The following is a 26734-nucleotide window of genomic DNA, read 5'->3' on the forward strand; positions in this document are numbered from 1 at the left end:
CAAACTTTACTGTGCCATAGGACGCTGTTGCGCATAGAAATCCTGCAACACAAAAAAAGCTTTTTTGCGCTCCCCATTGTCAGTAATCAGTCCCTTACGGTTCCAGTAATCCTGAACACCCTGATAAAGGCGCATGGTGGAGCGGAAGTCTTTCAGTATCCAGGGTGACATGCCCACTAAGCTCTGCTGTTGCTTGATCATCTCAATCTGCTTACGATATACCAATGCCTGATATTCTTCAGTAAATACTGCCAGATCCTCTTCGCTGGCGGTTTTTCCACGTTTGGCACCGGCACCTAGTTCACTGAAGACAAAGGGTTTTCCTTCGGGAATGTGAAAGCGGATTTTATGCATATTATCCAGCATGGTCTGGCGTCCCTGCTTGGCGGGCAGATTGGCTGCAGATGCCAGAAATCCGGAGTAATACCAGCCAAAATACTGATTGATGGCTGCTACATCCACAATAGCTGCCAAAGGGTCTTCAATATGTATATCCCAGGTGTCAAACTCCTGCCCGGCCATCGTAGGGAAGTAATATTCCTTGGCCATCTTCTGTATCTCTTCTCCTCCAAAGATAAGCGCAGCAGTAGTCAGGCGGGTTTGGTCCAGGCTTCTTACATGTGCGTTTAGTGCTCTGAAGAAGTTGTTTCTGGCATCAGACATGGGGGTCTCGTTGCCCAGGCTCCAGAATATGATACTGGCACGGTTCTGATCACGGTGGATCATTTCTTTCATGCGGGTTTTAGCCATTTCCAGCACTTCCGGGCTTTCAAATTTCACACTCCAGTATACCGGTATCTCCGCCCATACCAGTAAGCCCATTTCATCCGCTGCCTGTAGCATATATTCATTATGCGTATAATGGGCAAGTCTGACGTAATTACAGTTGAGCTCCTTGGCATAGGAAAGCAGTGCTTTGGCTTCAGCATAGCTGGAAGCTCTTCCCTTAGCGCCAATGGCTTCTTCGTGGAGGGAGATGCCTTTCAGAAAGACTGGATTACCATTCAGAAGTACCTGATCGCCTTTTACTTCCAGCGTACGGAAACCGATCTGATCCCTCACTGTGTCCTCAGGAGTAGTCAGCACTACATCGTAGAGCTTAGGACGCTCCGGCGACCATAGTTCGGGAGATGCGTTTACACTGATCTGTGCCCGGCCTTCTTTGACTGGAAAAGACTGGCGAATGTTGAGTTCATCAATTTCAAGCGTTACACTAGCAGACTCCACACCTTCAAGGGCAACCCAACCTTCAATACGGTTGCTGCGCTGAGGGGCAAGCTGGATTTTGTAGTTCTGAATGAAGCTTTCAGGGACTTCTACCAGTTTCACTTCACGGGTAATGCCGCCATAGTTCATCCAGTCGGTACTGGTAGTAGGGATATCTTCAGCACTAAGTGTGTTATTCACTTTGACGACCAGCAGGTTATCGCCTTCCTTAAGTTTATCAGTTACTTCAGCGTTAAAAGAAGTATAGCCTCCGGTATGGCTGGCTACATGCTCCCCGTTGACATAGATTTGTGCCTTGTAGTTGATCGCTCCGAAATAGAGATAATAGCGTTTGTATTCCTGCTTCTTTACAAAGAAATCCCGTTTGTACCAGACTTTGCCATTGTAGAAAAAGAGCCTGTCATCCTGGGTGTTCCAGTCGCCCGGTACCTGCAGGGTCAAGCCGTCTTCCAGGTTAGCCTCAACCAGTTCGCTGGGCTGTGGTTTATAGTTACGCTCCAGATAATGCATCCTGTCGTTCAGAGAGAAAACGGAGGGGTCAATCAGAGCATTCCAGGTGCCATCCAATGAATAGGTGGTACGGTCATCTACATTACCAATGATAGGAGCAGTAGGAATATCTTCTATCTGCTGGGTAGCAAAGATATCTTGTGCTTTTAGTGAGGGTAAGCCTGAAATGATAAAGATTAGTAATAGGCTTGCGTAGTAATACGGTACTTTTTTCATAATCATAGGTTATTCAGTTTATACCTTACAATTATGCTTGTTCCTACACTCTTAATCGTCCCAACGATATGATTGAGGCTTATTTAGAGGTGCTAGTGGTATCGTTAGGACCTTTTATATGCTGAAAACTTTATCAAAGCTATCGGGGGCGTACCGCATGCAAAGTCAGATTAGCTTTGGCAAAGTTCGTATCCATTATATTTGTCATAGATTCAAAGACTGCTGGTATTGAGAAGGTGTTTGCCCGGTGGATTCCTTAAAAATTCGGTTGAATGAAGATTTGGAATTGAAACCTGCTTCGTAGGCTAAACCCAATAAGGTGAAATTTCTTGATTTGGGTTCTCGCAGCAAACGCTGAAATTCTTGTACCCGGTACTCATTGATAAGCTGATAAAAATTCTTGCCTAAAGCCTCATTGATCGTTTGCGAAAGGCTCTGCTGAGAGAGATTCAGGTCCCTGATCATACTTTGTAAGCTGTATTCTGGATTGGTATAGGGCTTCTCTTCTTCCAGGTATTCGGTGATGCTTTGCGCGTATTGCTGCATCATCTCTTTGCTGAGGCCGGAGCGGTAATACTTTTCGTTGAGTAAATCATCTGTAACAGACTCATCGGACCGTAAGTTAGGTTCATAAATGACAGGCTGCATCAGGCCAAATACCAGTAGTACATAGCTCAGCATAGCCATGTTGAACTGATGCAGCCAAAAACTCATGTGGGCGATAGAAGTAAAGTAAGGGAGCAGGAAAGGGGCGGCAAGGAAAAGGATATGGCTAAGCAAGGCGATCAGCATGATAGAAGATACCCAGCTTAACGTACGTTTTCCTGAACGTGTAGAAAAAAAGTTGAGGATATTTTTGTTATGTCTGAACAGCAAAACCAAAGTAGCCACCCAGTAAGCAAGGAAAGAAACCCCAAAAAGAAGTACTGCAATCAGGTGATAGGCGCTAAAGGCGCTTTCTGCATAACGCTCAGGGCTCATGGACTCAGGTAGATAAATGACCCTGAGAATACTCACCAACACAAAGGGAATTAGGTGAACTAAGTCTATCCACTTGAATTGAGAATGGACGTAGATAAGGCTACGGACATAAAAGTAGAAAACCGGACCAGTTAGCATGAAGAAAGGAACGAAGCCTACCTTAGTATAAGTGGTAAGCCCCTCAGGAAGCAATAGTCCCAGAAAGAACAATGAGAAAATCAGGAACCATAATGATAGTATAAAATTGGAAGCGTGCCTGGGCTTTCTCAGGAAAAAAACTATTGCACTAAATATAGATTGTACCAGTCCGATGAATAACATAGGGCAAAAGCTTCATTCAGTAAGGTAGTTAATTCTCTCCAAATACGAGATAATGCGATTAATCTTTTACGTATGCTAAAAAGAAGGGCGTATTTCTATAAACAAAAAAACTATATATTCAGTAATTCTGCCTTCTTTTCGGTAGTTTCATGACATAAAAAAGCTGTTCTATTGGAGCTAAAACGAGAAATCAGGAGGTGGGACCTGGTACTGCTGCTGATCAATAACATTATTGGCGCAGGCATATTTGGGCTGCCTTCCAAGATATTTGCCTTATCAGGTATTTATAGTGTGCTGGCACTTTTTGTATGCGGCCTTATTATCTTCATCCTCGTACTTTGCTTTGCTGAGGTGGCCAGCCGATTTGAGAAAACCGGAGGACCATATCTGTATACACTTAATGCTTTTGGCAAATGGCCGGCCTTCATTATTGGCTGGCTGATCCTGATTACCCGTCTGGCTACTTATGCGGCGCTGGTCAATCTGCTGGTTACCTATCTGAGTTATTTTTATCCAATCTTTGCGGTGAGCAACGCATACAGATTTGGTATCATTATACTTGTAACGGCTTTTTTGACGCTAGTCAATTACCTGGGCGTAAAGAACTCAACACAGTTAAATAATGCCCTGGGGGTAATCAAGCTTTTGCCGCTTGCTGTTTTCATTGTAGTAGGACTGTTTTATATCCAGCCTGAAGCGGTAAACACTGAACAGCCCCTGCCCAGCTTTTCTGACTTTTCTGCTGCAGTTTTTATTTTAGTTTTTGCCTTTACCGGATTTGAAGCCACACTGGTCAATACAGGTGAAGTAAGAAAGCCGGAGAAAAGTATTCCTTTTGCGCTCATCACTGCCATCACTTTTATCGCCATCTTTTACGGCCTGATCCAAGTGGTAAGTATCGGTACTTTACCTGGTCTGGCTACTTCTGATAAACCTTTGACCGACGCAGCCCAAATATTTATGGGGCCAGCAGGAGCGATTTTTATCAGTATTGGTGCGATAATCTCCATTAGTGGAACCTTAAATGCGGTGATGCTGGTAGGCTCAAGGGTACCTTATGCCTTGAGTGTGGAAAAGCAGTTTCCTAAATTCTTTTCCTATCTTCATCCTAAATTTCGTACACCTGTTTTTTCGTTGCTGGTGTTTTCAACGATTTCTCTCTTTGCTTCACTGAGCGGCTCCTTTATCTATGCAGTATCTATCAGTGTCATTAGTAAAATCATGATTCTGCTGACAGTGTGTGTGGCACTCATCAGGTTTAGGCTGAAGGCAAAAGCAGGAGCCACTTTTTTCAAGCTTTCTTATGGATATTTTTTTGCTGGTGTAGGTATTCTCGCTTGTATCTGGCTGCTGGCTAGTGCTGAGGCAGAAGAGTTTATGGATGTGCTGATTACCACCCTGATAGGAATGGCTTTGTTTGGTATTTACAGGCTGATACCGGCTCAGAAAAATAAAAGTTAAATTGTACTGAGGCTACTGACATAGGGTTGTCACTACCCCTGCTTTTCTTTGTATGGTAATATTTTTCAAACCCATAAAACATACAAACTCATGGAAAACAGTAGCGTTCAGACAAAAGAAATCACTTCAAATGTAGTCATCACTCCCGAAGCCTTACTGGAGCAGTGGCAGGGACATCGTCGCCTTACCCGCCGTGTCATTGAAGCTTTCCCTGAAGAAGAACTTTTTAACTTCTCGGTGGGTGGTATGCGTCCTTTTGCGGCATTGGCTATGGAAATGATTGGTATCGCCGGACCCGGTATGCGAGGAATTGTGACCAGAAAATGGGAAAACATAGAGGATCTTATGGAGGAGGCTGAAAGAAATACTCCTCAGACCAAGGAAGATCTACTTAAACTCTGGGACGAGGCTACCGACGAAATCAACCGCTTATGGCCACAAATTCCCGCAAATCGTTTTCAGGAAGTAGATAAGGCTTTCGGCCAGTACGAAGGGGCTATCTACTGGAACTTCTTCTACTTCGTTGACAATGAAATCCACCACCGCGGGCAGGGCTATGTTTACCTGAGGGCTTTAGGCATTACGCCTCCATTTTTCTGGGAGCGTTAGTATGAATTTGTGTATTTCATCTCAAACTCCTCCTGGACAGAGGAGTTTTTTTTGCACTATCCTTGGCAGCAATTCTTTGTAGCAGCTCATTAACTATTTTATACAGGGAAACTAACTTTCTCCGACATGATAGGTTATGAATCTGTTAGATGAAAAAGAATCTATTTTAATTTTTTAAACTTGTTTGATATGAATGTAGGCAAATCACTACTGGCAGGTGTGGCGGGAGCCACTTTTTTGAATGTTTTGCACGAGAGCGTACGCAGGCTTGTTCCTACTGCTCCAAGGGTAGATTTATTGGGTAGAGAAGTGGTAAGGCGCGCTTTTCATAAGCAGGGAAAAAAAGCGCCCCGGGGGAATAAAGAATATGCCATCACCCTGGCGGCGGATGTAGTCTCCAACGCGCTTTATTATAGCCTGGTAGGTTGGGGAAAAGGGCGCTCCGCCTGGATCAGAGGATTATTGTTAGGGTTGAGCGCCGGCTTGGGAGCAGTCAAAGCACCGGATTATATGAAATTACCTAAAAAAGCGGTCAAGCGCCATCAATCTACCAAACTGATGACAGTAGCCTGGTATCTGCTGGGTGGCCTGGCAGCAGGTACAGTGGCTCAACTGATCAGTAAGCGCCGCTAGCGTTTTGCAACAAATACTTTTTTTTCTGCTTCAGGTGTTGGTGCATCAGAAGCAGGAAACTATGCTCATTAGCACCAGAATACTTGCCTTATGAAGCTATTCAAAAAATCTAAGCCCACTCCTCCCTCAACTTCTGTTCTTATTCGCAAATTATACGATTTCAGAGGTGCTCCTGTAGTAGTGCTTAGTGTACTTGCGCTTTTTGTACTGGAGAGAAAGTATCCTTTGCGAAAGAGAAAAATAGCTCAGATTCCCCGCCTACTGACCAATATACAACTGGTTCCTCTTGCTTCGCTTAGCCTTAGGCTGGCCTTGGTACCGGCCATTGTGCAGGCCGCCAGATTTTCACAAAAGAAAGATTTTGGTTTACTCAGGTGGCTTCCTTTACCTCCCGTATTGTCCAATTTACTGGGTTTTATGCTGCTGGATTACAGCAATTATGGCTGGCATTGGCTGAACCATCGTTCCCGCTTCATGTGGCGTTTTCATCAGGTACACCATGCCGATATGGATATGGATGTGTCTACCGGACTGCGGTTTCATATCGGTGAAATGCTGATTTCAGTCTTTTATCGTGCCGCTTGCGCTGCTTTGGGAGGAGTGAGTCCCCGCACTACTATCGTTTATGAAATTGCTTTTGAGCTGGCCAATAATTTTCACCACAGCAATACCCGCATGCCTGAAAAGTTTGACCGGGGGCTGAGCCGACTAATTGTCACTCCTCGCATGCACGGGATTCATCATTCCATCGTCAGACAGGAAACCGACAGCAATTACTGCATTGTTCTGACTTTCTGGGATCAACTGCACCGCACCTTTAAGATAGATATACCACAGGAGGCCATTAATATCGGCGTACCTTATGTGAGAAAGCATCTGAAGGCAGGCGCGCTGATGAAAATGCCCTGGGAGGAAGCCGGTAAATGGCAACTTCCCGATGGCACTGTACCTCAAAGAGTTCCGCTAAGCCCGCCTTCAGATGAGACTGAGGATCGGTAATTAATGAGTTAAAGCCAGATAAGCTTTAGCCACTAGTATAATTTGTGTTTCACCAACCTTAACTTCTAACGCTTACGCAGATAAATATCGCTGCTGATGGTTTCCAAAGCTAACCTTTTTCCTCCATCGCCAATTTGTCCTTTGAGGGTATAGCCTACTGTCGGAGGATTTTCTTTTTGGTTGAGGATATCAAAGTCAAGATCAGTATACAGTTCACCGGTGATAGACTTGAGTGCCAGTTCCGCTTGCTGCCTTTCCTGCCAGTTAAAGTCAATGAATCCGCTGATAGATTTGATCTCGGTATCTCCTTCCAGCCCTTTGGCTTCTATGTCAGCGCTGATGGTTTTCATTTGTAGCATCGCTGAACGGGGAACATGGATGACATAGTTGATTTCCGCGCATACCGCAATCTGTTTTCCATTACGATTGCTCTGGTAAGAATAATGTCCATCCCCGCAGTCTTCTGCTTTCCCGTTCTGTAGGATTTCATCATCCAGATCAGCAGTGAAAGTCAGCGTTTCGCCTTCCTGCACCTCCAACTGATAAGCGTCATTGAGGCGATTATTATTGATATCTACCGTAGCAGTCAGGCTTACTTCATTTTTGTCCCAGCCGGAAAGCATAATACTTTCACCGAAAGGAAGGTCAAACATGATTTTTTGTCCGGGGCGGTATTCCAGATTATGCTCTACTATTTTTTGAGAAAAAAGAGAGGAGGATGCCAGCACTACACAAACCACTGACAAAAGGTATTTTAGGTAGCTTTTATATTGCATAGCTATTGTGCTTTTCGGATGTAAATATTGCTGCTGATGGTTTCAATTCCCAGTTCGGCGCCCCCTCCATTGGTACTGGCTTCAATGGTATGTCCACCGCCCAGTCTCCGCATATTGCTTCCTTCTCTATCTTGGTTGAATTCCATGTCAAAATCTGTATAGATTTCACCGCTGATAGATTTCAGCTTAAAATTTGCCGGACTATTGGCGGGCAATGAAACTTCCACATCGCTGCTGATCGCAGAAATTTTACTGGCTGCGGCCTGATTTAAAGCGCTAAATACAACTTCTATATCCCCGCTGGTACTGTTGGCGATTACCGGCCCATCCACATTGATCAGACGCACATCGGCAGAGTTACTTTTGATCTCTACCTCATTTTTCATGTTCTGCACCTCTATGTCCTGACCATTCCAGTTCTGCTGCATGATGCTAAGTTTAGCATTCTGCGGAACACGTATGCTGTATTCACCTTCCTGACCGGAGGCCTCGCGAATCACCAAGGTGCCCTCTTCTTCAGTGACAGATAGCCCGGTATTGGTATTATCTACTGCATTATTGTAGAGTGGACGAAGTCCTTTGGCTCTTTCAGGCGGGGCTTCATAATCTGTTGCAGTAATTTTCACTTCATTGCCATCATAGCCTTCCACTTTGATGTCGCTGCGGTTGAGCAGGATTTTTACTGATTGATCGGCCTTTAGGGCTTGAGTAAATTCCTGGGCATGCCCAATGCTGAGGAGAGAACAAAGCAATAGGCTGAGTAGAAGAGGTTTTTTCATCATTTTCATAGCTGTTTTGATAAGGGTTAATGGTTTTTGTTATCATTTAACCAGTAGACGAGCCAGAGGGAAAAGCATTACGCTGCCTCTAAAAAATAAGTAGTCTATGTACAGGCTATCCAACTTTCAGTTACAGAAAAGTGTCCTTCTAAAGCCTTAGCGCTTCAAAGATTTTAACTTTACATCAATCACTCAATTAACTTTGATCATACCATGAGCAGACAACTCATTCTCTACATCGCCATGAGCCTGGACGGCTATATTGCCAAGGATGAAGATAACTTAGACTTTCTTTCGGTGGTGGAATGGCCGGGTGAAGACTATGGCTATGCCGCTTTTCAGCAGGAAATTGATACACTGATCTGGGGCAGAAAAACCTACGATAAAGTGCAGTCCTTCGGCATTAAATTTCCACATAAAGATAAGAGATGCATCGTCTTATCCAGAACGAAAAAAGGTAGAGATGAAAATGTGGAGTTTTTTGGCGGTGATCTCAAAGAACTGATTGCTGAACTTAAGCAGCAGCCAGGGAAAAACATTTACTGCGATGGTGGCGGAGAAGTGGTATATGCCTTACTGAAAGATGCGCTCATTGACAAAATGATTATTTCCATCATTCCCCATCTGGTAGGGAATGGCATAAGGCTTTTCAAAGATGGCAGGTCTGAACAAAACTTAAAGCTGACAAAAAGCATCACTTTCCCTTCAGGGCTGGTGCAACTGTGGTATGAGAAAAGAAAGAAATAACCCGCTAAGCCAGTAACTATGCCTGTTGACTTAACGGATTAAAGTTCAGCCTGAGAAACGCTTACTTAATATACCTGAAATCGTGCTTGTCTTTGAGTTGGAGCAGAAACTCGTACATCAAACCAATCACATTTTCCACATCTTCCTGATGGGCCATTTCTACCGTAGTATGCATATACTTCAGCGGCAAGGAAATGAGAGCTGAAGCAACGCCTTCATTAGAATAGGCAAACGCATCAGTATCGGTGCCCGTAGCCCGTGAAGCGGAAGCCCGTTGGAAAGGAATCTTTTGCTTTTCGGCTACATTAATGATCATATCCAACAAATTATTCTGTACCGCAGGGCCGTAGGTAAGCACTGGCCCTTGCCCTGCTTTCAGGTCTCCACTGACAATTTTATCGTACATGGGCGAAGCCGTATGGTGGCACACATCGGTAATGATGGCTACGTCCGGTTTGATCCGCTGGGCAATCATCTGTGCTCCTTTTAGCCCTACTTCTTCCTGTACCGCATTGACCACATACAATCCGAAAGGAAGTTTCTTCTTCTTCTTTTTGAGTTGCTTGGCTACCTGGGCGATCATAAACCCTCCGATGCGGTTGTCCAAAGCCCGGCCTACATAGTAGCGGTCGTTGAGTTCCGTAAATTCATCCTCGAAAGTGATGACTGAGCCTACGTGGATTCCCTTTGCCAGCACCTCATCTTTAGAACTGCAACCACAGTCAATGAAAATATTTTTCAGAGAGGGAGCTTCTTCTTTATTGCTGTCGCGTACATGAATGGCAGGCCAGCCGAATACGCCTTTGACAATACCTTTTTTGGTATGGATATTTACTCTCATAGAGGGGGCAATCTGGTGATCTGAGCCACCGTTGCGGCGTACATAAATAAAACCTTCGTCGGTAATGTAGTTTACAAACCAGCTGATTTCGTCAGCATGGGCTTCAATGACTACCTTATACTTTGCCTTAGGATTAATTACGGCTACTGCAGAGCCATATACATCGGTAAAATAGTTATCCATGTAGGGTTTCATATAATCCAGCCACAATTGCTGACCGGATGACTCAAAACCGGTGGGAGAAGCATTATTCAAATACTTTACTAAAAAATCTTTACTGTCTTTATCCATAATATGGGTTTATTTTAAAAGTAATTGCCTGTTTAGCCAGACAAAGCTACAAAACACATAAGGAAAAGAATAATAGGCAGAAGAGATTAAGAGTTTCTGAATGCAATGCATTTCTTAAAAGGTTTGATTTTCATCTTGGGAAACATGATATAGCATAAGTGGACTGGCGTCAGGCAGGTCTCCTTCTCTCGGAAGATCACGGTTTCGGGTCAGGGTTTCCCAGCGCAGGGTGTAGATATCTCCTTCATCGGTTTGTTCTGTTTCCAAATTGACCCTCATCCCCGGAAAAGTAGAACGGACCTTTTCCAGATCTTCAGGATAGCCTTTGTCTACGGGTAGAGCTTTTACTGTGGAAAGATTTTCTTCATCCAACAGGAATTTCTGTAGCCCTAATGTATCTATCCAATACTGCTGGGTAAGCTGTCCCTGTTCTACCACCACAGGAAAAACGCTTACGCGGCTGTTGAGCGAGCCTCTGCCTCCAAAATCCCAGCGGAAGTCCCAGTCTGTAGCCTGATAGATTTTCCATCCTTCGTCTTCTCTTCTGGCATTAAAAACCTGGGTGTTGCCCTCAGGGCCAAATTTGTGATAGGTGACTACCAACTGATCGTTCTGATCAAAGCCAATCTTGGTATTGCCATTGATCATGCCCTGTTCAACAGGTACCGGATCAATGATCTCGCAATTTTCCAGTGTAATGGGTAAGGGCTGGGGCGAACCATCACTTTGCTCCCAATGTGCCAGGTTTTTGCTTCTGGCATACGAAATATCATGATTGGTTTCTGCATCGGGCGTTTCCCGCCAAACCCAGATGAGGTGATAATAACCATCCGGACCAGGTACAGGGCCATGCAGGTAAGCATTTCTTTCTCCTTTTCCATCTACCAACGGCTCATCCAGGAGTCGGCTCCATGCTTGTGTTTCCGGATTGTAGCGATTGTAAATTTGGTTGCCATTGCCACTTCCTCCATCCCGATAAGTAAAGACAAGATCACCTTCCGCTGAAGAAAAGAACTTAGGGTAAGTAGCCCGGCTTTCCAGGTTTCCAATGAGTTGCTCTTTACGTTCAAGGCTGGCTGCGTCGTAGGGCTTGCTGGCCTGAAAATAGACCAGGCTATCTACGTGCATATTGCCGGACACATGCACATGGCCTTTACTGTCTAATGCCATGGAGATGTAATTGTGTGAATCCCATCCAATGGTTTCAGGCAGTTTTTTCTTCTCCCAGACCTTTTCTCCGAGCTGGCGTTGTGCTACCGTCATCACCCGATTGCTATCATAATAGGCTACAAACTGATGTGGAGGCTTAGTAAGCAGGGCGAAGCCTACCGGATGACCTGACCACACCTCATCAATGAATAGTGAATCAATTTGCCTTGTTGCCGGAGCTGTTTCAGTGATAGTAGTAGGTGTATTGCAGGATAATAGGAGAAGTGCAGAGATAAGAGAGCATAAGAGAAAGGTAATGCGTTTTTGATAAGTAGGCATAGGTTTCAGTCTAATTAGAAGTTGGTAATTTAAGCGCTGCCCAACGATAGACAGTTCAATTTTACATTTTGTAAAATATCAAAAAAATAGGGTATGAACATTTATCATACCCTAAGGATTTTCATCGTAATAAAAGCTTACACCAACATACCATGAGGATCAATGACAAATTTAGTTGCAGCACCTTTGTCAAAATCCTGATATCCTTTTGGTGCCTCGTCTAAGGTGATCGTCTGCACATTGACGGCTTTTGCGATCTGTACCTTATCATAGAGAATAGCCTGCATCAACTGTCGGTGGTAGCGCATCACCGGGCACTGGCCGGTATGGAAAGAGTGAGATTTGGCCCATCCTAAGCCTATTCTGATGTTTAAGTTGCCTTCTTTGGCTGCTTCTGTGGCCGCACCTGGGTCACCGGTGACATACAAACCAGGAATACCTATGGCTCCCCCTGCCCGGGTAACCTGCATGGCCGCATTGAGTACAGTAGCCGGTTGCTCCTCATGGGCATGGTGTCCGTGCCCTTTGGCCTCAAAGCCCACACAGTCCACTGCCGAGTCTACCTCGTTGACGCCTAAGATTTGAGCGATCTGATCTTCCAACGTGGCTTCTTTTCTCAGGTCTATGGTTTCACAGCCAAAGCTCTTAGCCTGAGCCAATCGTTCGGGAATCATATCTCCTACAATGACAACTGCTGCGCCTAGGAGATGGCATGAAGCAGCGCAGGCCAGTCCTACCGGGCCTGCTCCGGCTACATAGACGGTAGAACCAGGTCCTACTCCGGCGGTGACTGCTCCGTGATAACCCGTAGGAAATATGTCTGACAACAATGTGAGATCGCGAATTTTCTCCATCGCCTGATCCTTATCAGGAAATTTGAGCAGGTTAAAGTCTGCATAAGGCACCATCACATATTCTGCCTGCCCGCCTACCCAGCCTCCCATGTCTACATAGCCATAGGCTGCTCCCGGTCTTGCGGGATTGACATTGAGGCAAATGCCAGTTTTTCCTTCCTTACAATTTCTGCATCGGCCACAGGCAATGTTAAATGGAACAGAAACGATTTCTCCTTTCTTGATAAACTCCACATCCCTTCCTGCTTCAATGACTTCCCCGGTGATCTCGTGTCCGAGTACCAAACCTGCCGGTGCTGTGGTACGCCCTCTTACCATATGCTGGTCACTTCCGCAAATATTAGTGGAAACAATTTTCAGAATGACTCCATGATCGCATTTTCGTTTGCCCAGGGCTAGTTTAGGAAAGTCAATATTCTGGATTTCTACCTTACCGGGCTTAATGTAAGCTACTCCTCTGTTGTCTGCCATAAGTTTTTTGTTTAGGTTGTTTAACAATTTAGTAAAATGAATGGTATAAAAAGAGTGTTTTTATGGAATTACCAATTTTGAGAAAGAGGATGTATTTATGCTAAGTTTGTGTATAACAAATCTATGAAGTAGAAGGAACCCATGAACAACAGTGTACAACATACCAGGATTTTGAAAGTAGGTGAAGTGGCATACCAACAGGACGACCTGCTGGCGGTGGAAGAGCCTATGGAAATACGCCTGGGCTATGGCCCTCTCAGGGTAAGAAAGCAAAGCAGTATCTCCGTGACCATGCGCACGCCCGGCCATGATTTTGAACTGGCACTGGGCTTCTTGTTTTCTGAAGGAATTATCCAAAATTATGAGGAAGTAATAAGTATCAGATATTGCCGGGGCGAAAACCAGCAGGAAGCAGAAGAGAATATTGTCAGAATAGAACTCTCACCCGATACCCAGGTGGATTTGCAGAAGTTGCAAAGAAACTTTTATACGACTTCAAGCTGTGGGGTTTGTGGCAAAGCCTCCATAGAAGCACTGGATACGCTTTGTACTCCTCTTGCCAAGGATGATTTCAGTGTAGAAGAAAAAGTAATTCATCAGGCTCCGGCAAAGCTTCGTAAAGCGCAACTGGTGTTTAACTATACCGGAGGTTTGCATGCCGCTGGTTTATTTAATAAGGATGGAGAACTGCTATTGTGGCGGGAAGATGTAGGAAGACATAATGCGCTGGATAAACTGCTGGGCGCTTCGCTGGCAGCAAACAAAATTCCTTTGAAGGGTTCTTTTTTACTGCTGAGTGGCAGAGTAAGTTTTGAGCTGGTACAAAAAGCACTGATGGGCGGTATCTCCATGATCGCTGCGGTAGGAGCGCCTTCCAGTTTGGCGGTGCAACTTGCCCAACAGTATGGTATTACCTTAATGGGCTTTGTCCGTAACCAGCAGTTTAACATCTACAGCAACAGCCACAGACTAAGTATCAAAGAAAATCTGCAAGTACAACTTTAACCTATTATGTCTAAGTCATCAAAACTATCTACTGAAAAAGCGGAAGAGCAGCACAAAATAAAGTTGACCCATCCCAAAAAGGTTGCTGCCGGCCTTCCGGCCATTCTCAGTTCTGCTAAACATGTGTATAGTGAAGTAGGTGTGGTAGAAGGAACAAAGCTGATGAGCCGGATCAATCAGTTTCATGGCTTCGATTGTCCGGGTTGTGCCTGGCCCGATCCCGATGATAAACGTTCGCCGGTAGAGTTTTGCGAGAACGGCGCCAAAGCAGTAGCTGAAGAAGCTACTACTGATCAATGTGACCCTGCTTTTTTCAAAGCACATTCAGTTGAAGAATTGTCTGGCTGGACTGATTATGAGTTAGGAAAAAGCGGGAGGCTGACTGAACCTATGATGCTCAGAGCAGGAGGCACTCACTACGAAGCTGTCTCCTGGCAGGAAGCTTTTCAAATGATAGGGAAGCAACTACAGCAGTTTGCCTCTCCCGATGAAGCCATTTTTTATACCTCCGGCCGTACCAGCAATGAAGCCGCTTTTTTGTATCAGCTTTTTGTACGACAGTATGGTACCAATAACCTTCCCGACTGTTCCAACATGTGTCATGAATCCAGTGGAACGGGTTTATCAGAAACGGTAGGTATTGGTAAAGGCTCGGTGACTTTAGAAGATTTTTATGAAGGAGAAGTAATCATGATCATGGGGCAGAACCCCGGCACCAACCATCCACGTATGCTCACTGCCCTGCAGAAGGCTAAGCATAATGGAGCAAAAATCATCTCTGTTAATCCATTACCAGAGACTGGCTTGATGAGCTTTAAAAATCCTCAGCATCCCTGGGAAATGGCAGGCAATGGTACTGCGCTTACTGATATTTTTCTGCAGATAAGATTGAATGCGGATGTGCCTTTACTCAAAGCCCTTATGAAGCTCCTGCTGGAAAAAGAAAACCAGCATCCCGGAACAGTGCTGGACAGAGATTTTATCCAGAACCATACCAGTGGATACGAAGCGCTACTGGCTGATTTGCAAAACTATGACACTGATGAACTGATCAGTCAGACTGCTCTTTCCAGGAAAAAGGTTGAAGAGGCTGCTGAATTACTGGCTTCCAGAAAAAAAATCATCATCTGCTGGGCGATGGGCCTGACCCAGCATAAAAACGGTGTGGATAACGTAAGGGAGATTGTCAACCTGCTGCTGCTCAAAGGAAGCATTGGTAAGGCGGGAGCAGGTACCTGTCCGGTAAGAGGACATAGCAATGTGCAGGGCGATCGTACCATGGGTATCTGGGAAAAGCTGAAGCCGGAATTTGGTCGGAAGCTGAAAGAAGCTTTTAATTTTGATCCTCCCGCTAAAGATGGCTATGATGTGATGCACTCCATTGAGGCAATGGCTGAGGGTAAGGCTAAGTTCTTTATGGGAATGGGAGGTAATTTCCTTTCCGCGACACCGGATACGGAATATACTGCCAAAGGATTACGCCAATGTGAAATGACCGTTCATGTGTCTACCAAGCTCAACCGAAGTCATCTGGTACATGGCAAAACCGCGTTCATCCTGCCCTGCCTGGGACGTACCGAACTGGATGTACAGACCAGTGGTCCTCAGTTTTTGTCGGTAGAAAACTCTACCGGAGTAGTGCATCAGACCAGAGGTGGCAAAGATCCGGCTTCTCCGCATTTGCTCAGCGAACCCAGGATCGTAGCAGAATTGGCTAAAGCCACTTTGGGAAAGGATACTACTGTGGATTGGGATGAAATGGTCTCCAATTATGATCATATCCGTGATGCCATAGAAAAAACCGTAGACGGATTTGACGCTTATAATATCAGGGTGCGTAATTCCGGAGGCTTCTATTTGCCCAATGGAGCCAGGGTAGGTAAGTTTAATACGGATATCGGCAAAGCTAAATTTACCATCAATGAGAATCCTGATCACCAACTGGCAGCAGGTGAGTTTCTGATGATGACCATCCGCAGCCATGACCAGTACAATACCACCATTTACGGCCTGCACGACCGCTACCGGGGTATAGCCTACGATCGCAGAGTAGTACTGATGAATGAGGAAGACATGCGACAGCAGGGATTGAAAAAAGAAGATAAAGTTAATTTATATAGCGATTATGATGGAGTGGAAAGATCAGCTGAGCGTTTTGTAGTAGTGCCTTACAGTATTCCCAAACAATGTGTAGCCACCTACTTTCCTGAAGCCAATACTTTGGTCCCTCACAACCGTATGGCCCGCAAAAGCAATCAACCTATTTCCAAATCGGTAGTGATCAGAATAAGGAAGAGTGAGTAAAGCTGAGAATGGCTTTGCAATTTAGAGTCATAACAGCTACTCTTTACAGACGGAGGCCTTTAAGGTATTGCTCACTGCTCCGGCAACCCGGTCGGCAGGAGTCGGAGGCGCCTAGCCGGGTGAGTGAATGCTTTAACGAAAAGCTTAGCTGCTTCTGTGGCTTACACCTTCCATTAGTCCGCGGATGTAGCCGATGGCGAACAGAGTGCCAATGGTGCTGTAGCCGGGATGTTCATTGCTGTCTCTGGCCATGGTAGGCACATGATCCGGGCGTATAGGTCCTTTGAAGCCTACATCATAATACGCCTGCATGGCCTGGTACATATCCGTCTTACCGTCATCATGGAAGGTCTCTTCAAAATTATTTTTATTACCCCTCACATCTCTGAAGTGCACAAAATGAATCTTGCCTCTTTTGCCAAAGTATTCTATGGCGGCAGGAATGTCTACTCCTTCTCCTTCACCGCCCATTGAGGCAAAGCTTCCCTGGCAGAAGGTCAAACCATTGCTGTCGCTGGGGACAATCTCTATCAATCTTTTGAAAGCCTCTACCGAAGTCATGATGCGGGGAATACCTCTGATCATATCAATGGGAGGATCGTCGGGGTGAAGTGCGAGTTTGATGCCATGCTTCTCTGCTTCGGGCACTACTGCCTTGAGAAAGTATTCCATATTCTGCCACATGGTTTCGTGGGTAAACGTACCATATTCTGTCAGCGGCTCTTCCTTGATGTCTTCTATATCAAAAGCACTGACCAAAGCACCTCCCCGGCTGGGACGGTCCATCGTGGTGCGTGCCCAACTGACCACCGGCATCCAGTTGTAACAGACCGTGTCTATGCCAAGCTGAGAAATGTTTTTCATAAAGGTGATGAAGTTGTCTATTTCCTCATCCCTACCTTCCAGGCCCAGTTTAGTTTTTTCGTAAAGAGAAGGAGGTCCCTCAATCACCCTCAGTTGCAGGCCTTCTTTTTCCCAGGCCTCTTTTACGGCTTTGATAACGCTGTACTCCCAATTAGGCTTGTCATTCATGCCAACCATGTGCGGACTGATACCACCTACCGCGCCCAAAACCCTCATCTGTTTGGCGAGTTCAACTTTATAAGGTTCTATGCCCCAGAAGTAGGCCAGGCACATCTGCATGCCAGCGTCCTGTACCAGGGCTGTATTTTCTTTGGCGATTTTGGAAGAAGAATTGGGTAGTGCTGCTGAAGCAGTGTGTATACCGCTCATGGAAAGCGCAGCGACTGAGGCGCTCTTTTTGATGAATGCTCTGCGGTTGTTGTGCATGGCAATAGGTTTAGGTATGTATATAAAGAAACACCTTTTGCCCAAGAGATGCAACAGGAGGAAGGCTAACACTTTATCAGTTCAATAAAGCAAAAAAAGGGAGGTAGTGAGAGCACTACCTCCCGATGGATCATTTACTCAATCGTAATATCCCAAGTGATATCCACATCGGTAGTACCATCCTCAGAGGTAGAGGTAGCTGACTTGATATCCGGTTGATGCGCAAGAATAACCCTAAAAGTACCATCTGCAGCATCTCCGGTAGTCCACTGTGTCTCCAGCCCTATGGGTTGGCCGTCATCATCTTCATCTTCGTAGTTGAGCGGATCATCGCGTTCATCACTGCCAATATTACCATCGCCACTAGGGTCAGTGAAGAGTCCTTCGGTCCAGCTAAAAAAGAACATATGTTCGTCACCCTCTTCCCTCACCTCTTCCGTAATGCTTTCGGTATCATCAGGATCAATGGCATTTAGCAAAGTCATTTCCATTGTGTAAGTGGTATTAGCCGCCAGTTCTATGTCTGTTAGCACAGGATCATTACTTCCTTCTCCATCAGCATCTACCCAGGTGGCAGTCACCACATCGCCTCCCCCCTCAGGTGTAAAGGTAAGTGTAACATTAGTGATCACCTCTTCCTCATTTTCGGCAGGTGGCACATCATCATCTTCGCAGGCAACAAATAGCAAAGATACAGGTACAAGCAACACATAGGCTGCATAGGTCATCCATTTCATAAGTGTAAATTGATTAGTAAGAAAAATTGGAATAGAATATTAAAGCATTGCTTCTTAGCCGTATTAGCTGACTTATCCCAAAAGGAATGATAAGCAATAGCTATATCAGTATAATTGAATTACTGCGCTCCTTCTCAATCCATGATCATGAGCAAACAGAAAGGTAATTCGGCTAAGAAAGTTGGTATTATCCCAGGACCGGAGGCGCTCGGGGAATTAGCTGAGCGGCAGCCTTTATATAAGGGATAAAATAAGTAGCGAGTTGATAAGTATATTCTACTGAAAAAGGAGTATAGTCAACCTTCCAGAGCGCTTCGGTTACATCCTGCAGCGTCCACCAGTCGCAAACCCGGCAAAAATCCTTGAGGGATGCACTATCATCCGGCAGGTTGCTTTCACCCTGCTGAGGAGTATGAGTAGCCATATGAGATTCGTGACCCTGCAGGTGTAATGGAAACCAAATTAAATACATGAGCAGCAGATGAGCCGTAAGCCCTCTGGCTAGGAATGCCCTGACAGTATTTAATTGGTGTATAAACATACTTTTCAAAGTAAGGGAGACCCTGCTAATAATGCAAACCTGTTGCGTAAATAAATAGAAAAGTACCTCATTTGTTTGATAAAAGGTATTGTTTACGGTACAAAATTTGAGAAAAGTAATGCGGTAGCTATACAAGTACCGACTTTAAAGTATCACTTTTGTCATTTCTGGAAATATGTCGGAACTTAGTGAGGCTTCATTGCATTTAGCAAACAAACAATTAACCACAAGTACACTATTGCCGCTTGCTGCGCCGTTAGCAAACAAAAGGTGAACTCAAAATATGGCACGACTCTCATTCTTATTGAGCTTTTTAAGCATAATGATATTTGTGCACGAAGGGTATGCCCAGACTTCAGTAGAAGAACCTGCTCCTCTGGATACCGCCGGACAGTTTATTCTGGACCCTGCCACCAAAGTACCGCTTACTATCAATCTTGATGCGGAAGAAGAAGAGGAGCAAGAAGAAGAAAATGAGAAGAAGGAAAAAAAACGTAAAAGAAACGTTTATTATGATGTCAAGACCAAGAAGGGCTATGCGGAGGCTGGTTATGGTCAGGATGTCATCATTGAGCTTTTTCATTATCTGAGAGAGTACGAAGAGCCGGACCCTTATGTGCGTGATATTTATTGGTATGACACCAAACGCAATCAGATACGCACTACACGCAACATACAAAAAGACAAAGCGCAAATACTGCACGGTCCTTATCAGAAAATGACAGAGGAGGGCGAAGTGCTGGAAGAAGGTATTTTTTATAAAGGTACCAAGCACGGCCGCTGGACCCGCTACGATAAAGAATTTATACTACTGGATAAAGAAAAGTATTCCAAAGGCTGGCCTCGTGACTCGGAGATCACTTACTACGATAAAGACGAAATGCAGAAGTTGAAGGAAGTGATTCCTATTGAGTATGGCGTAAAAGAAGGCTATTATTACTATTTCCATGAAAGCGGCCAGATAGCAGTAGAAGGCGAATATCAGCAGGACCATAAGGTAGGTCTCTGGACGGAGTATTATGACTACAAAAACCGACTGCCCAAGAAGCAAATCAAATATCCCGACGACCCCTTTGATGAAACATCTCCCTACACCACCAAAGAGTGGACTCCACAGGGACAGGTGGTGTATGAGCATGATAAAAAGTAAGCTACATGTCTGACAAATCCCCCCAATACTGGATAGATCACCTTCATATGCAGCCCCATCCCGAGGGAGGGTTTTATGCAGAAACCTATCGCTCGGAAGGAAAAATCAAAGAACTGGATCGGCCATACAGTACGGGCATTTATTTCCTCTTACTGGAAGACAAGTTTTCCGCATTTCATCGTATCCGCTCCGACGAAATGTGGCATTTTTATGCAGGTAGCTCAATAGAAGTATTAGTGCTGCAAAAGAACGGAGAGCTTAAAATACATCGCCTGGGGAATAAACCTGATCAGGGAGAAACATTTCAGCTGGTAGTGCCCGGAGGTTTATGGTTTGCTTCCCGCATGGCTGATACCACTGCTTATGGCCTGCTGGGGTGTACCGTTGCTCCCGGCTTTGACTTTCAGGATTTTGAAATGGCTAATCGTAGTGCTCTGGTTGAGCAGTTTCCCCAACATACGCAAGTCATAACTGAGCTTACTTATCCCGAATAATTACTTCAGAGTTAGCCAGTTTCTAAACTTTTACCGGAACTACCTGAAAAGATTGAGGTAACAATCCAACCATTAGCCCTTATTTTGTTTCTTAAAAGAGGAAGTAAACCAATTTTATAAGTATTTACGCTTTTGTTTACTGTTATTTTATTGTGAATTATCATCAGATACATTTGTGTTCGTTTCATAATTGCCAACATAAATGTATTTTTGAAGATGCTCCGTGCTATGGCTCAATATAAATTCTGATTGATGAAGAAACTTTTACTGTGTTTAGGGCTTTTAAATATTTGTTTTTCAATTTCTTATGCCCAGACTACCTTTCCTATTATAAGGCCGCAGCAGGTAGATTTGTATGAGTATAATAAATACAAGCTCATGCCTGAAAATCAGGAAGCAGAGGTTAAAAGCATGAGCGAATTGCCCAATGCTATCTTTCGCTACCGTAATAATTCGATCAACGCTTCTCTCCTCAACCGCAATCTGATGGGGGCAGCCCCTTTTCAAAGCGAGAGTTATCAGCTCAAGCTTCCCAATATGACTGCTATGCCTGATACCCTGGTGATGATGGTGGGTGTACCTAATCAGGAAGGAGGGCGAATTGTAAGTGCTGTGGTTATAGGTAATTTACGAGATCGCCTAGCGTATTTTGTAGATGCTAACCACAATTTTGATTTCACAGACGATGGAGACTTTATAGTTTTCAACGAAAAGGAGAAATTCAGTGAAGTAAGCATACAGCCCGAAGGCAGTGAGAAAAGCTGGGAGTACATTATTTTTGATCTGGGCATGGAGAAAGAATACCTTAAGGGTTTGGATATTTATCTGGTAGAGCCTGCTAAGCAAGAAAAGAAGCAAAAGGCAGCGCCCAAGTACCAGGTACCTTTGTTAAGTATGAATTCAAGACTGAATCTGCAGGTGGCCTTTACTACCGGTAGTGGAGATATGTACTTTGCCTACGATACTCCCGATAATCAAAATAAAAAGTACTCCGCAGCCATAGATGCCGTCTCCAGGTTTTCTGCCAGTTTATCCTATGCTTTTCGTAACCTGAATGTAGGGGTCAACCTCGCGTTGGATGCCAATCAATTGGGAAGAGAAGAGCAGTACCTAATTGACTATTCTGATTCCGAGAGACCTCCTGAGCAGGTTACACATTATAATATCGGTAACTGGTCGCGTGTTCGCTTCATGTACGGGGTATTTGCGGAGTATGACATCCGCCTGATTCGGAACTCTTATCTTTCTCCTTACTTTCATCTCTTCAAGTACAATCATCTGCAGAAAGAAACTTTCTCGGGTTATGCCAATGAGATTAGTGATGAGTATGTGTTTAATGAAGCGTTTATCAACCGAATAGGACAGCAGTTTGGTGCTAAAGTGAAGCTTCCGATGAGCGAGAAAGTACTGGTAGTATTGGATATAGGCTATACCAAAAATGGCTTTGACCTGAAAGATGGCTTCATTCAGGAAGCACATGATATGGATAACATAGAAGTAAGCTATAACACCTTCAACTATGGGGTAGGCTGCCAGTTTCTCTTATTCAATAAAAAGGCGGCGCTGAGCAAGAGGATGCCCGCAGAAGATGAGTACTAGGAGCTGCGATCAGAAAAAGGCGTCCTGCAGGTGCTGAATATCAATTTTGGGACTGGTGAGTATGGCAATGATATCAAAGCGGATATTCCCCTGCCAGTTATGCTGGTGGATATAATGATCTGCTGCTTCAATTACCAAGGCTGTTTTTTTGTTATCTACAAAGTCTTCAGGATTACCAAATGCAGTACCTCTTCTCGTTTTGACTTCTACAAACACCAGTAGTTGTGCTTTACGGGCAATCAGGTCTACCTCAGCCCTGCGGTAGCGATAATTGCGGTTGATAATTTCATAACCTTTTTCTTCAAGAAATTGTGCGGCAAGGTCCTCTCCCGATTGCCCTGTATATTGTGCTGGTGTTTTCATCCGTTTCCTGGAGATTGTTCATCGCAAAATGAAGTACTTATTCCCAAAGTTTGAATTCATTTTCTATTTTGCCATTACATTATCACAAATTAAAATTTTTTGATATGCTACCCAACGTCAATCCTACACAAACGCAAGCATGGAAGAAGCTAAGCACACATCATCAGCAGATGAAAGATGTGCATATGAAACAACTGTTCAAAGATAATCCTGATCGCTTCCAACATTTTTCCACTCAATTTGAAGACATACTGCTGGACTATTCCAAAAACCGCATTACCCAGGAGACATTAGATCTCCTGCTGGATCTGGCAAAAGAAAGCAAGCTGAAAGAGGCCATCACGGCTATGTTCAGTGGTGAGCATATCAATCAGACAGAGGATAGGGCTGTACTGCATACGGCTTTGCGTAATCAGTCGGGTAAATCGGTGAAGGTAGACGGGCAGGATGTGATGCCGGAGGTGAATGAAGTATTGCAAAGGATGAAACAGTTCAGCGAGCAACTGATCAGCGGAAGCTGGAAAGGCTACAGCGGAAAAGCCATTACCGATATCGTCAACATCGGTATCGGAGGATCCGATCTCGGTCCGGTGATGGTGACCGAAGCCTTGAAGCATTATCAGTTACCCAATATCAAAGCCCATTTTGTCTCCAATGTAGATGGTACGCACATCGCAGAGACTTTGAAAGCACTCAATCCGGAAACCACACTGTTCATTATTGCCTCCAAAACTTTCACCACGCAGGAAACCATGACCAATGCCGATTCGGCCAAGGCCTGGTTTTTGAAGGAAGGAGGAAATCAAAATGCGGTGAAGAAGCATTTTATCGCCCTGTCTACCAATAAAGAAAAAGTGGAAGACTTCGGCATTGATGCCGACAATATGTTTGGCTTCTGGGATTGGGTAGGCGGTCGTTATTCCCTCTGGTCCGCTATCGGTATGCCCATCGCCTGCACTATTGGTTTTGACCGTTTTGAAGAACTGCTGGCGGGTGCCCATGCCATGGATCAGCATTTTCAGCAAGCTTCATTTGAAGAAAATATTCCGGTTATTCTGGCCTTGATCGGGATCTGGTACAACAATTTCTTTGGTGCCGAGTCAGAAGCCATACTGCCGTATGATCAATACATGCACCGCTTCCCCGCTTATTTCCAGCAGGGTAATATGGAAAGCAATGGCAAATATGTAGATCGCAACGGCCAGCCAGTGGATTATCAGACCGGACCTGTCATCTGGGGAGAGCCGGGCACCAACGGGCAGCATGCCTTTTACCAGCTGATCCACCAGGGTACAAAGTTAATACCCTGCGATTTTCTGGCTCCGGCGCAGACGCTGAATCCGGTAAGTGATCATCATGAAAAACTACTGGCCAACTTCTTTGCCCAGCCCGAAGCTTTGATGAATGGAAAAACAGCAGAAGAGGTGAAGGCGGAACTGGAAAAACAGGGGGTGAGTAAGGAAGAGATAGAGAAGCTGGCGCCTTATAAAGTATTTGAAGGGAATCGGCCTACCAATTCTATTTTATTCAAAAAGCTTACCCCTCGCACTTTAGGTACGCTCATTGCGATGTACGAACATAAAATCTTCGTGCAGGGCGTAATCTGGAACATTTTTAGCTTTGACCAATGGGGCGTTGAGTTAGGCAAGCAACTGGCCAAAAACATCCTGCCCGAACTGGAAGGGGAGAACAAAGTAAGCAGCCACGATGCCTCTACGAATGGACTGATTAATGCTTATAAAGAGATGAGAAGGTAGATGGTGTTATAGTTCTTGGTGTTAGGGTGTTATAGTTGGATGAACTATATATACTAAAAACCACAACATTCAAACACCTTAACACGATAACACTATTGCACCATAACACCATAAAAAAGATGTCAGAACTGTATCCGCTGAAATTCCGAACCATTTTTAAAGATAAGATATGGGGAGGCGAAAAGATTAAAACCATTCTAGGCAAAGATTTTAGCCCGCTACCCAACTGTGGGGAGACCTGGGAAATTTCCGGTGTGGAAGGCAACATCTCAGAAGTAGCTGAAGGCGCGCTGGCAGGCAAAAACCTCAAAGAACTGATTCAGCAGTATCAGGGCGAATTGGTGGGAGAAAGAGTATATGGCAAATTTCAGGATGAATTTCCGCTCCTCGTCAAGTTTATTGATGCCAACGATGACCTTTCTATACAGGTACATCCCGATGATGCATTGGCGAAGAAGCGTCATAACTCATTCGGGAAAACAGAGATGTGGTACATCTTTCAGGCCGATGAAGGTTCCAAACTGATCAGTGGATTTAATCAGCCCATGAGTAAGGAGAAGTATTTGGAAGCCTTTAATTCCGGTAAGCTGACTGAAATCCTGAATCAGGAGCCAGTGAAAGCAGACGATGTTTTCTTCCTCCCTGCCGGAAGAGTGCATACCATTGGCAAAGGCTTATTGCTGGCGGAGATTCAGCAGACTTCTGACATCACCTACCGTATCTATGACTTTGACCGTACGGATGCTCAAGGTAATAAGCGTGAACTGCATGTAGATGAAGCGCTGGATGCCATAGATTATCGGCATTATGAAGCTTATAAAACCAAATATGAGCCTAAACTAAACGAAGCTGTGAAATTAGCTTCCTGTCAATATTTTGAGACCAATCGTATAGAGGCAAATCGGGCGATTGAAAGGAACTATCAGGGGCTGGATTCTTTTGTAATATACGTATGCATGGAAGGTGAAGCGGAGATCATTGCCGATGGTAAAGGTTATCCGATGCAAAAGGGAGATTCTTATCTGATTCCTGCCAGCATACAGCATACAAAACTGACAACCAGCTCAAAATTCAAGATGCTGGAGTCTTATGTGCCGCAATAGCATGAATGCAATTCAAAACAAAGAGGTTATATTTCAGCATCTGGGACTGGTAGATTATCAGGAGGCCTGGGATTATCAGGAAAAGCTTTTTGCAGATACGATCCAACTTAAGATAGAAAATCGCAAGCTAGCTGAAGCCGAGCAGCAGATCACACCTAACTATTTGCTTTTCTGCCAGCACCCGCATGTATATACCTTGGGGAAGAGTGGAGATTTAGAGCACTTACTGTTAGATGAGCAGGCTCTAGCCGAGAAACAGGCAAAGTTTTATAAAATCAACCGGGGAGGTGACATTACTTATCATGGGCCAGGCCAAATCGTGGTCTATCCCATTCTGGACCTGGATAATTTTTTTACAGATATCCATCGCTATCTGCGTTTTCTGGAAGAAGCCGTAATTCTCACATTGGCCGATTATGGATTGGAGGCAGGTCGCATTGAAGGGCTGACTGGCGTATGGCTGGACCATATTGAGCAGAAGAACCCTCGTAAGATTTGTGCTATGGGTGTAAAATCAAGCCGCTGGGTAACTATGCATGGCCTGGCATTTAATGTTAACAGTGACTTACAGTATTTTGAGTACATCGTGCCCTGTGGCATTAAAGGTAAAGCAGTGACTTCTCTGGAGAAGGAATTGGGTAGTCGGCAGAATATACAGGAAGTAGAAGAAAAGTTGAGAGCGCATTTGGGAAGCCTGTTTGAGATGGAACTTCTGAAGGATAAAGTACAAAAGTTCTCAGCCACAAAATTAGAGATATGAAAAAAGACATAGATTTTCCTAGGGTAAAAGGTGTGGCGATGGCAATCACACGCCAAAGAAATCAAGAGACCAAAAAGTATGAGTATATTGTGTACCTGATCAATGACAATCAAGTAGCCTTAGAAAATGTTTTGATCAATTCAGATGGGTACAGTAGAGGCAAAGAAACCAAGACTTCTACTCTACGCCATTTTGTAGAAAAAGTGGAGCCAGAAACTTCTTTTAAAGTAGAAACCATTATGCCCGATTTATTCAGGCTGGTTAACCAGTTTTGGGTGAGTTATTATATTGATGGAGAGATGTACGATAAGAAATTTCTCTTTATGCCAGAGAGTATGCATGATGACCACTTTACCTTCATAGAAGCGGTACAGATGGAAGGTGTTTTACACGCTTAAGCTTTTGAGATCTACTAATTTGAATGTTA

The 26734-nt window shown here is 44.6% G+C and carries 25 protein-coding genes; 14 read left to right on the forward strand and 11 right to left on the reverse strand.

The features are described from left to right. Positions 1 to 6 precede the first annotated feature (6 nt). Both WJR50_RS09040 and WJR50_RS09045 read right to left on the reverse strand, forming a co-directional pair. Entirely contained in the window at positions 7 to 1953 is a 1947-nt protein-coding gene (locus WJR50_RS09040; protein WP_341292934.1) for a glycoside hydrolase family 2 protein, read from the reverse strand. Between the two features lie 204 nt (positions 1954 to 2157). Next, a complete protein-coding gene (locus WJR50_RS09045) occupies positions 2158 to 3255 on the reverse strand; it encodes a helix-turn-helix domain-containing protein (RefSeq protein ID WP_341292935.1) in 1098 nt (365 codons plus the stop codon). A gap of 171 nt (positions 3256 to 3426) precedes the next feature. Here WJR50_RS09045 and WJR50_RS09050 point away from each other — a divergent pair, with 171 nt between their 5' ends. The 4 genes from WJR50_RS09050 to WJR50_RS09065 all read left to right on the forward strand — a co-directional run bounded on the left by WJR50_RS09050 (position 3427) and on the right by WJR50_RS09065 (position 6957). Next, positions 3427 to 4716, forward strand: coding sequence for an APC family permease (locus tag WJR50_RS09050; RefSeq protein WP_341292936.1), 1290 nt, complete (start codon positions 3427 to 3429; stop codon positions 4714 to 4716). 90 nt (positions 4717 to 4806) lie between these two features. After that, positions 4807 to 5325 carry a DinB family protein gene (locus WJR50_RS09055; protein WP_341292937.1) on the forward strand — a complete coding sequence of 173 codons (519 nt, stop codon included), beginning with the start codon at positions 4807 to 4809 and terminating at the stop codon, positions 5323 to 5325. A gap of 189 nt (positions 5326 to 5514) precedes the next feature. Continuing rightward, entirely contained in the window at positions 5515 to 5958 is a 444-nt protein-coding gene (locus WJR50_RS09060; protein WP_341292938.1) for a hypothetical protein, read from the forward strand. Between the two features lie 90 nt (positions 5959 to 6048). After that, entirely contained in the window at positions 6049 to 6957 is a 909-nt protein-coding gene (locus WJR50_RS09065) for a sterol desaturase family protein (protein ID WP_341292939.1), read from the forward strand. Positions 6958 to 7022: 65 nt separating this feature from the next. On the opposite strand, the gene WJR50_RS09070 is transcribed toward WJR50_RS09065, so the two are convergent. Both WJR50_RS09070 and WJR50_RS09075 read right to left on the reverse strand, forming a co-directional pair. After that, the gene (locus WJR50_RS09070) at positions 7023 to 7733 is read right to left on the reverse strand and encodes a DUF4097 family beta strand repeat-containing protein (RefSeq protein ID WP_341292940.1); all 711 of its coding nucleotides are present in this window, start codon (positions 7731 to 7733) and stop codon (positions 7023 to 7025) included. A 2-nt stretch (positions 7734 to 7735) separates the two neighbouring features. After that, entirely contained in the window at positions 7736 to 8515 is a 780-nt protein-coding gene (locus WJR50_RS09075) for a DUF4097 family beta strand repeat-containing protein (RefSeq protein WP_341292941.1), read from the reverse strand. A 210-nt stretch (positions 8516 to 8725) separates the two neighbouring features. Here WJR50_RS09075 and WJR50_RS09080 point away from each other — a divergent pair, with 210 nt between their 5' ends. Next, positions 8726 to 9259, forward strand: a complete 534-nt coding sequence (locus WJR50_RS09080; protein ID WP_341292942.1) for a dihydrofolate reductase family protein — start codon at positions 8726 to 8728, stop codon at positions 9257 to 9259. A gap of 61 nt (positions 9260 to 9320) precedes the next feature. Here the strand turns inward: WJR50_RS09080 and WJR50_RS09085 are convergent, their stop codons facing one another. From WJR50_RS09085 to fdhA, 3 genes are all read right to left on the reverse strand, one after another. Continuing rightward, positions 9321 to 10391 carry a M20/M25/M40 family metallo-hydrolase gene (locus WJR50_RS09085; RefSeq protein WP_341292943.1) on the reverse strand — a complete coding sequence of 357 codons (1071 nt, stop codon included), beginning with the start codon at positions 10389 to 10391 and terminating at the stop codon, positions 9321 to 9323. 114 nt (positions 10392 to 10505) lie between these two features. Next, a complete protein-coding gene (locus WJR50_RS09090) occupies positions 10506 to 11879 on the reverse strand; it encodes a BNR repeat-containing protein (RefSeq protein WP_341292944.1) in 1374 nt (457 codons plus the stop codon). Positions 11880 to 12016: 137 nt separating this feature from the next. Then, positions 12017 to 13204 (reverse strand): formaldehyde dehydrogenase, glutathione-independent, encoded by a 1188-nt coding sequence (gene fdhA, locus WJR50_RS09095; RefSeq protein WP_341292945.1) that lies wholly within the window; start codon positions 13202 to 13204, stop codon positions 12017 to 12019. 141 nt (positions 13205 to 13345) lie between these two features. On the opposite strand from fdhA, the gene fdhD reads away from it, so the two are divergent. Together fdhD and WJR50_RS09105 are read left to right on the forward strand one after the other, a co-directional pair. Next, entirely contained in the window at positions 13346 to 14209 is an 864-nt protein-coding gene (fdhD, locus tag WJR50_RS09100; RefSeq protein ID WP_341292946.1) for a formate dehydrogenase accessory sulfurtransferase FdhD, read from the forward strand. Positions 14210 to 14215: 6 nt separating this feature from the next. Then, positions 14216 to 16513: an FdhF/YdeP family oxidoreductase gene (locus WJR50_RS09105; RefSeq protein ID WP_341292947.1), complete on the forward strand. Its 2298-nt coding sequence runs from the start codon at positions 14216 to 14218 to the stop codon at positions 16511 to 16513. A 144-nt stretch (positions 16514 to 16657) separates the two neighbouring features. On the opposite strand, the gene WJR50_RS09110 is transcribed toward WJR50_RS09105, so the two are convergent. The 3 genes from WJR50_RS09110 to WJR50_RS09120 form a co-directional block, all read right to left on the reverse strand. Continuing rightward, the gene (locus WJR50_RS09110) at positions 16658 to 17803 is read right to left on the reverse strand and encodes a mannonate dehydratase (RefSeq protein WP_341292948.1); all 1146 of its coding nucleotides are present in this window, start codon (positions 17801 to 17803) and stop codon (positions 16658 to 16660) included. 134 nt (positions 17804 to 17937) lie between these two features. Beyond that, the gene (locus tag WJR50_RS09115; RefSeq protein WP_341292949.1) at positions 17938 to 18540 is read right to left on the reverse strand and encodes a hypothetical protein; all 603 of its coding nucleotides are present in this window, start codon (positions 18538 to 18540) and stop codon (positions 17938 to 17940) included. A gap of 187 nt (positions 18541 to 18727) precedes the next feature. Next, a complete protein-coding gene (locus WJR50_RS09120) occupies positions 18728 to 19081 on the reverse strand; it encodes a hypothetical protein (protein ID WP_341292950.1) in 354 nt (117 codons plus the stop codon). Between the two features lie 283 nt (positions 19082 to 19364). Here WJR50_RS09120 and WJR50_RS09125 point away from each other — a divergent pair, with 283 nt between their 5' ends. The 3 genes from WJR50_RS09125 (at position 19365) to WJR50_RS09135 (ending at position 22324) form a co-directional block, all read left to right on the forward strand. Next, positions 19365 to 20231, forward strand: a complete 867-nt coding sequence (locus WJR50_RS09125; protein ID WP_341292951.1) for a toxin-antitoxin system YwqK family antitoxin — start codon at positions 19365 to 19367, stop codon at positions 20229 to 20231. 5 nt (positions 20232 to 20236) lie between these two features. Beyond that, positions 20237 to 20725: a cupin domain-containing protein gene (locus WJR50_RS09130; protein ID WP_341292952.1), complete on the forward strand. Its 489-nt coding sequence runs from the start codon at positions 20237 to 20239 to the stop codon at positions 20723 to 20725. Positions 20726 to 20977: 252 nt separating this feature from the next. Then, positions 20978 to 22324 carry a hypothetical protein gene (locus WJR50_RS09135; RefSeq protein WP_341292953.1) on the forward strand — a complete coding sequence of 449 codons (1347 nt, stop codon included), beginning with the start codon at positions 20978 to 20980 and terminating at the stop codon, positions 22322 to 22324. Between the two features lie 9 nt (positions 22325 to 22333). Here the strand turns inward: WJR50_RS09135 and WJR50_RS09140 are convergent, their stop codons facing one another. Beyond that, positions 22334 to 22687, reverse strand: a complete 354-nt coding sequence (locus WJR50_RS09140) for a YraN family protein (RefSeq protein WP_341292954.1) — start codon at positions 22685 to 22687, stop codon at positions 22334 to 22336. A gap of 104 nt (positions 22688 to 22791) precedes the next feature. Between WJR50_RS09140 and pgi the strand changes: the two genes are divergently transcribed. The 4 genes from pgi to WJR50_RS09160 all read left to right on the forward strand — a co-directional run bounded on the left by pgi (position 22792) and on the right by WJR50_RS09160 (position 26705). Next, positions 22792 to 24444, forward strand: coding sequence for a glucose-6-phosphate isomerase (gene pgi, locus WJR50_RS09145; protein ID WP_341292955.1), 1653 nt, complete (start codon positions 22792 to 22794; stop codon positions 24442 to 24444). A gap of 119 nt (positions 24445 to 24563) precedes the next feature. Beyond that, on the forward strand, positions 24564 to 25547 hold the full coding sequence (locus tag WJR50_RS09150; RefSeq protein ID WP_341292956.1) for a type I phosphomannose isomerase catalytic subunit: 984 nt from the start codon (positions 24564 to 24566) through the stop codon (positions 25545 to 25547). A 1-nt stretch (position 25548) separates the two neighbouring features. Next, positions 25549 to 26307 (forward strand): lipoyl(octanoyl) transferase LipB, encoded by a 759-nt coding sequence (gene lipB, locus WJR50_RS09155; RefSeq protein ID WP_341292957.1) that lies wholly within the window; start codon positions 25549 to 25551, stop codon positions 26305 to 26307. Next, positions 26304 to 26705, forward strand: coding sequence for a hypothetical protein (locus WJR50_RS09160; protein ID WP_341292958.1), 402 nt, complete (start codon positions 26304 to 26306; stop codon positions 26703 to 26705). The genes lipB and WJR50_RS09160 overlap by 4 nt, the downstream gene beginning before the upstream one ends. Positions 26706 to 26734: the final 29 nt, after the last annotated feature.

This window comes from Catalinimonas locisalis (assembly GCF_038039535.1).
GTDB lineage: Bacteria > Bacteroidota > Bacteroidia > Cytophagales > Cyclobacteriaceae > Catalinimonas.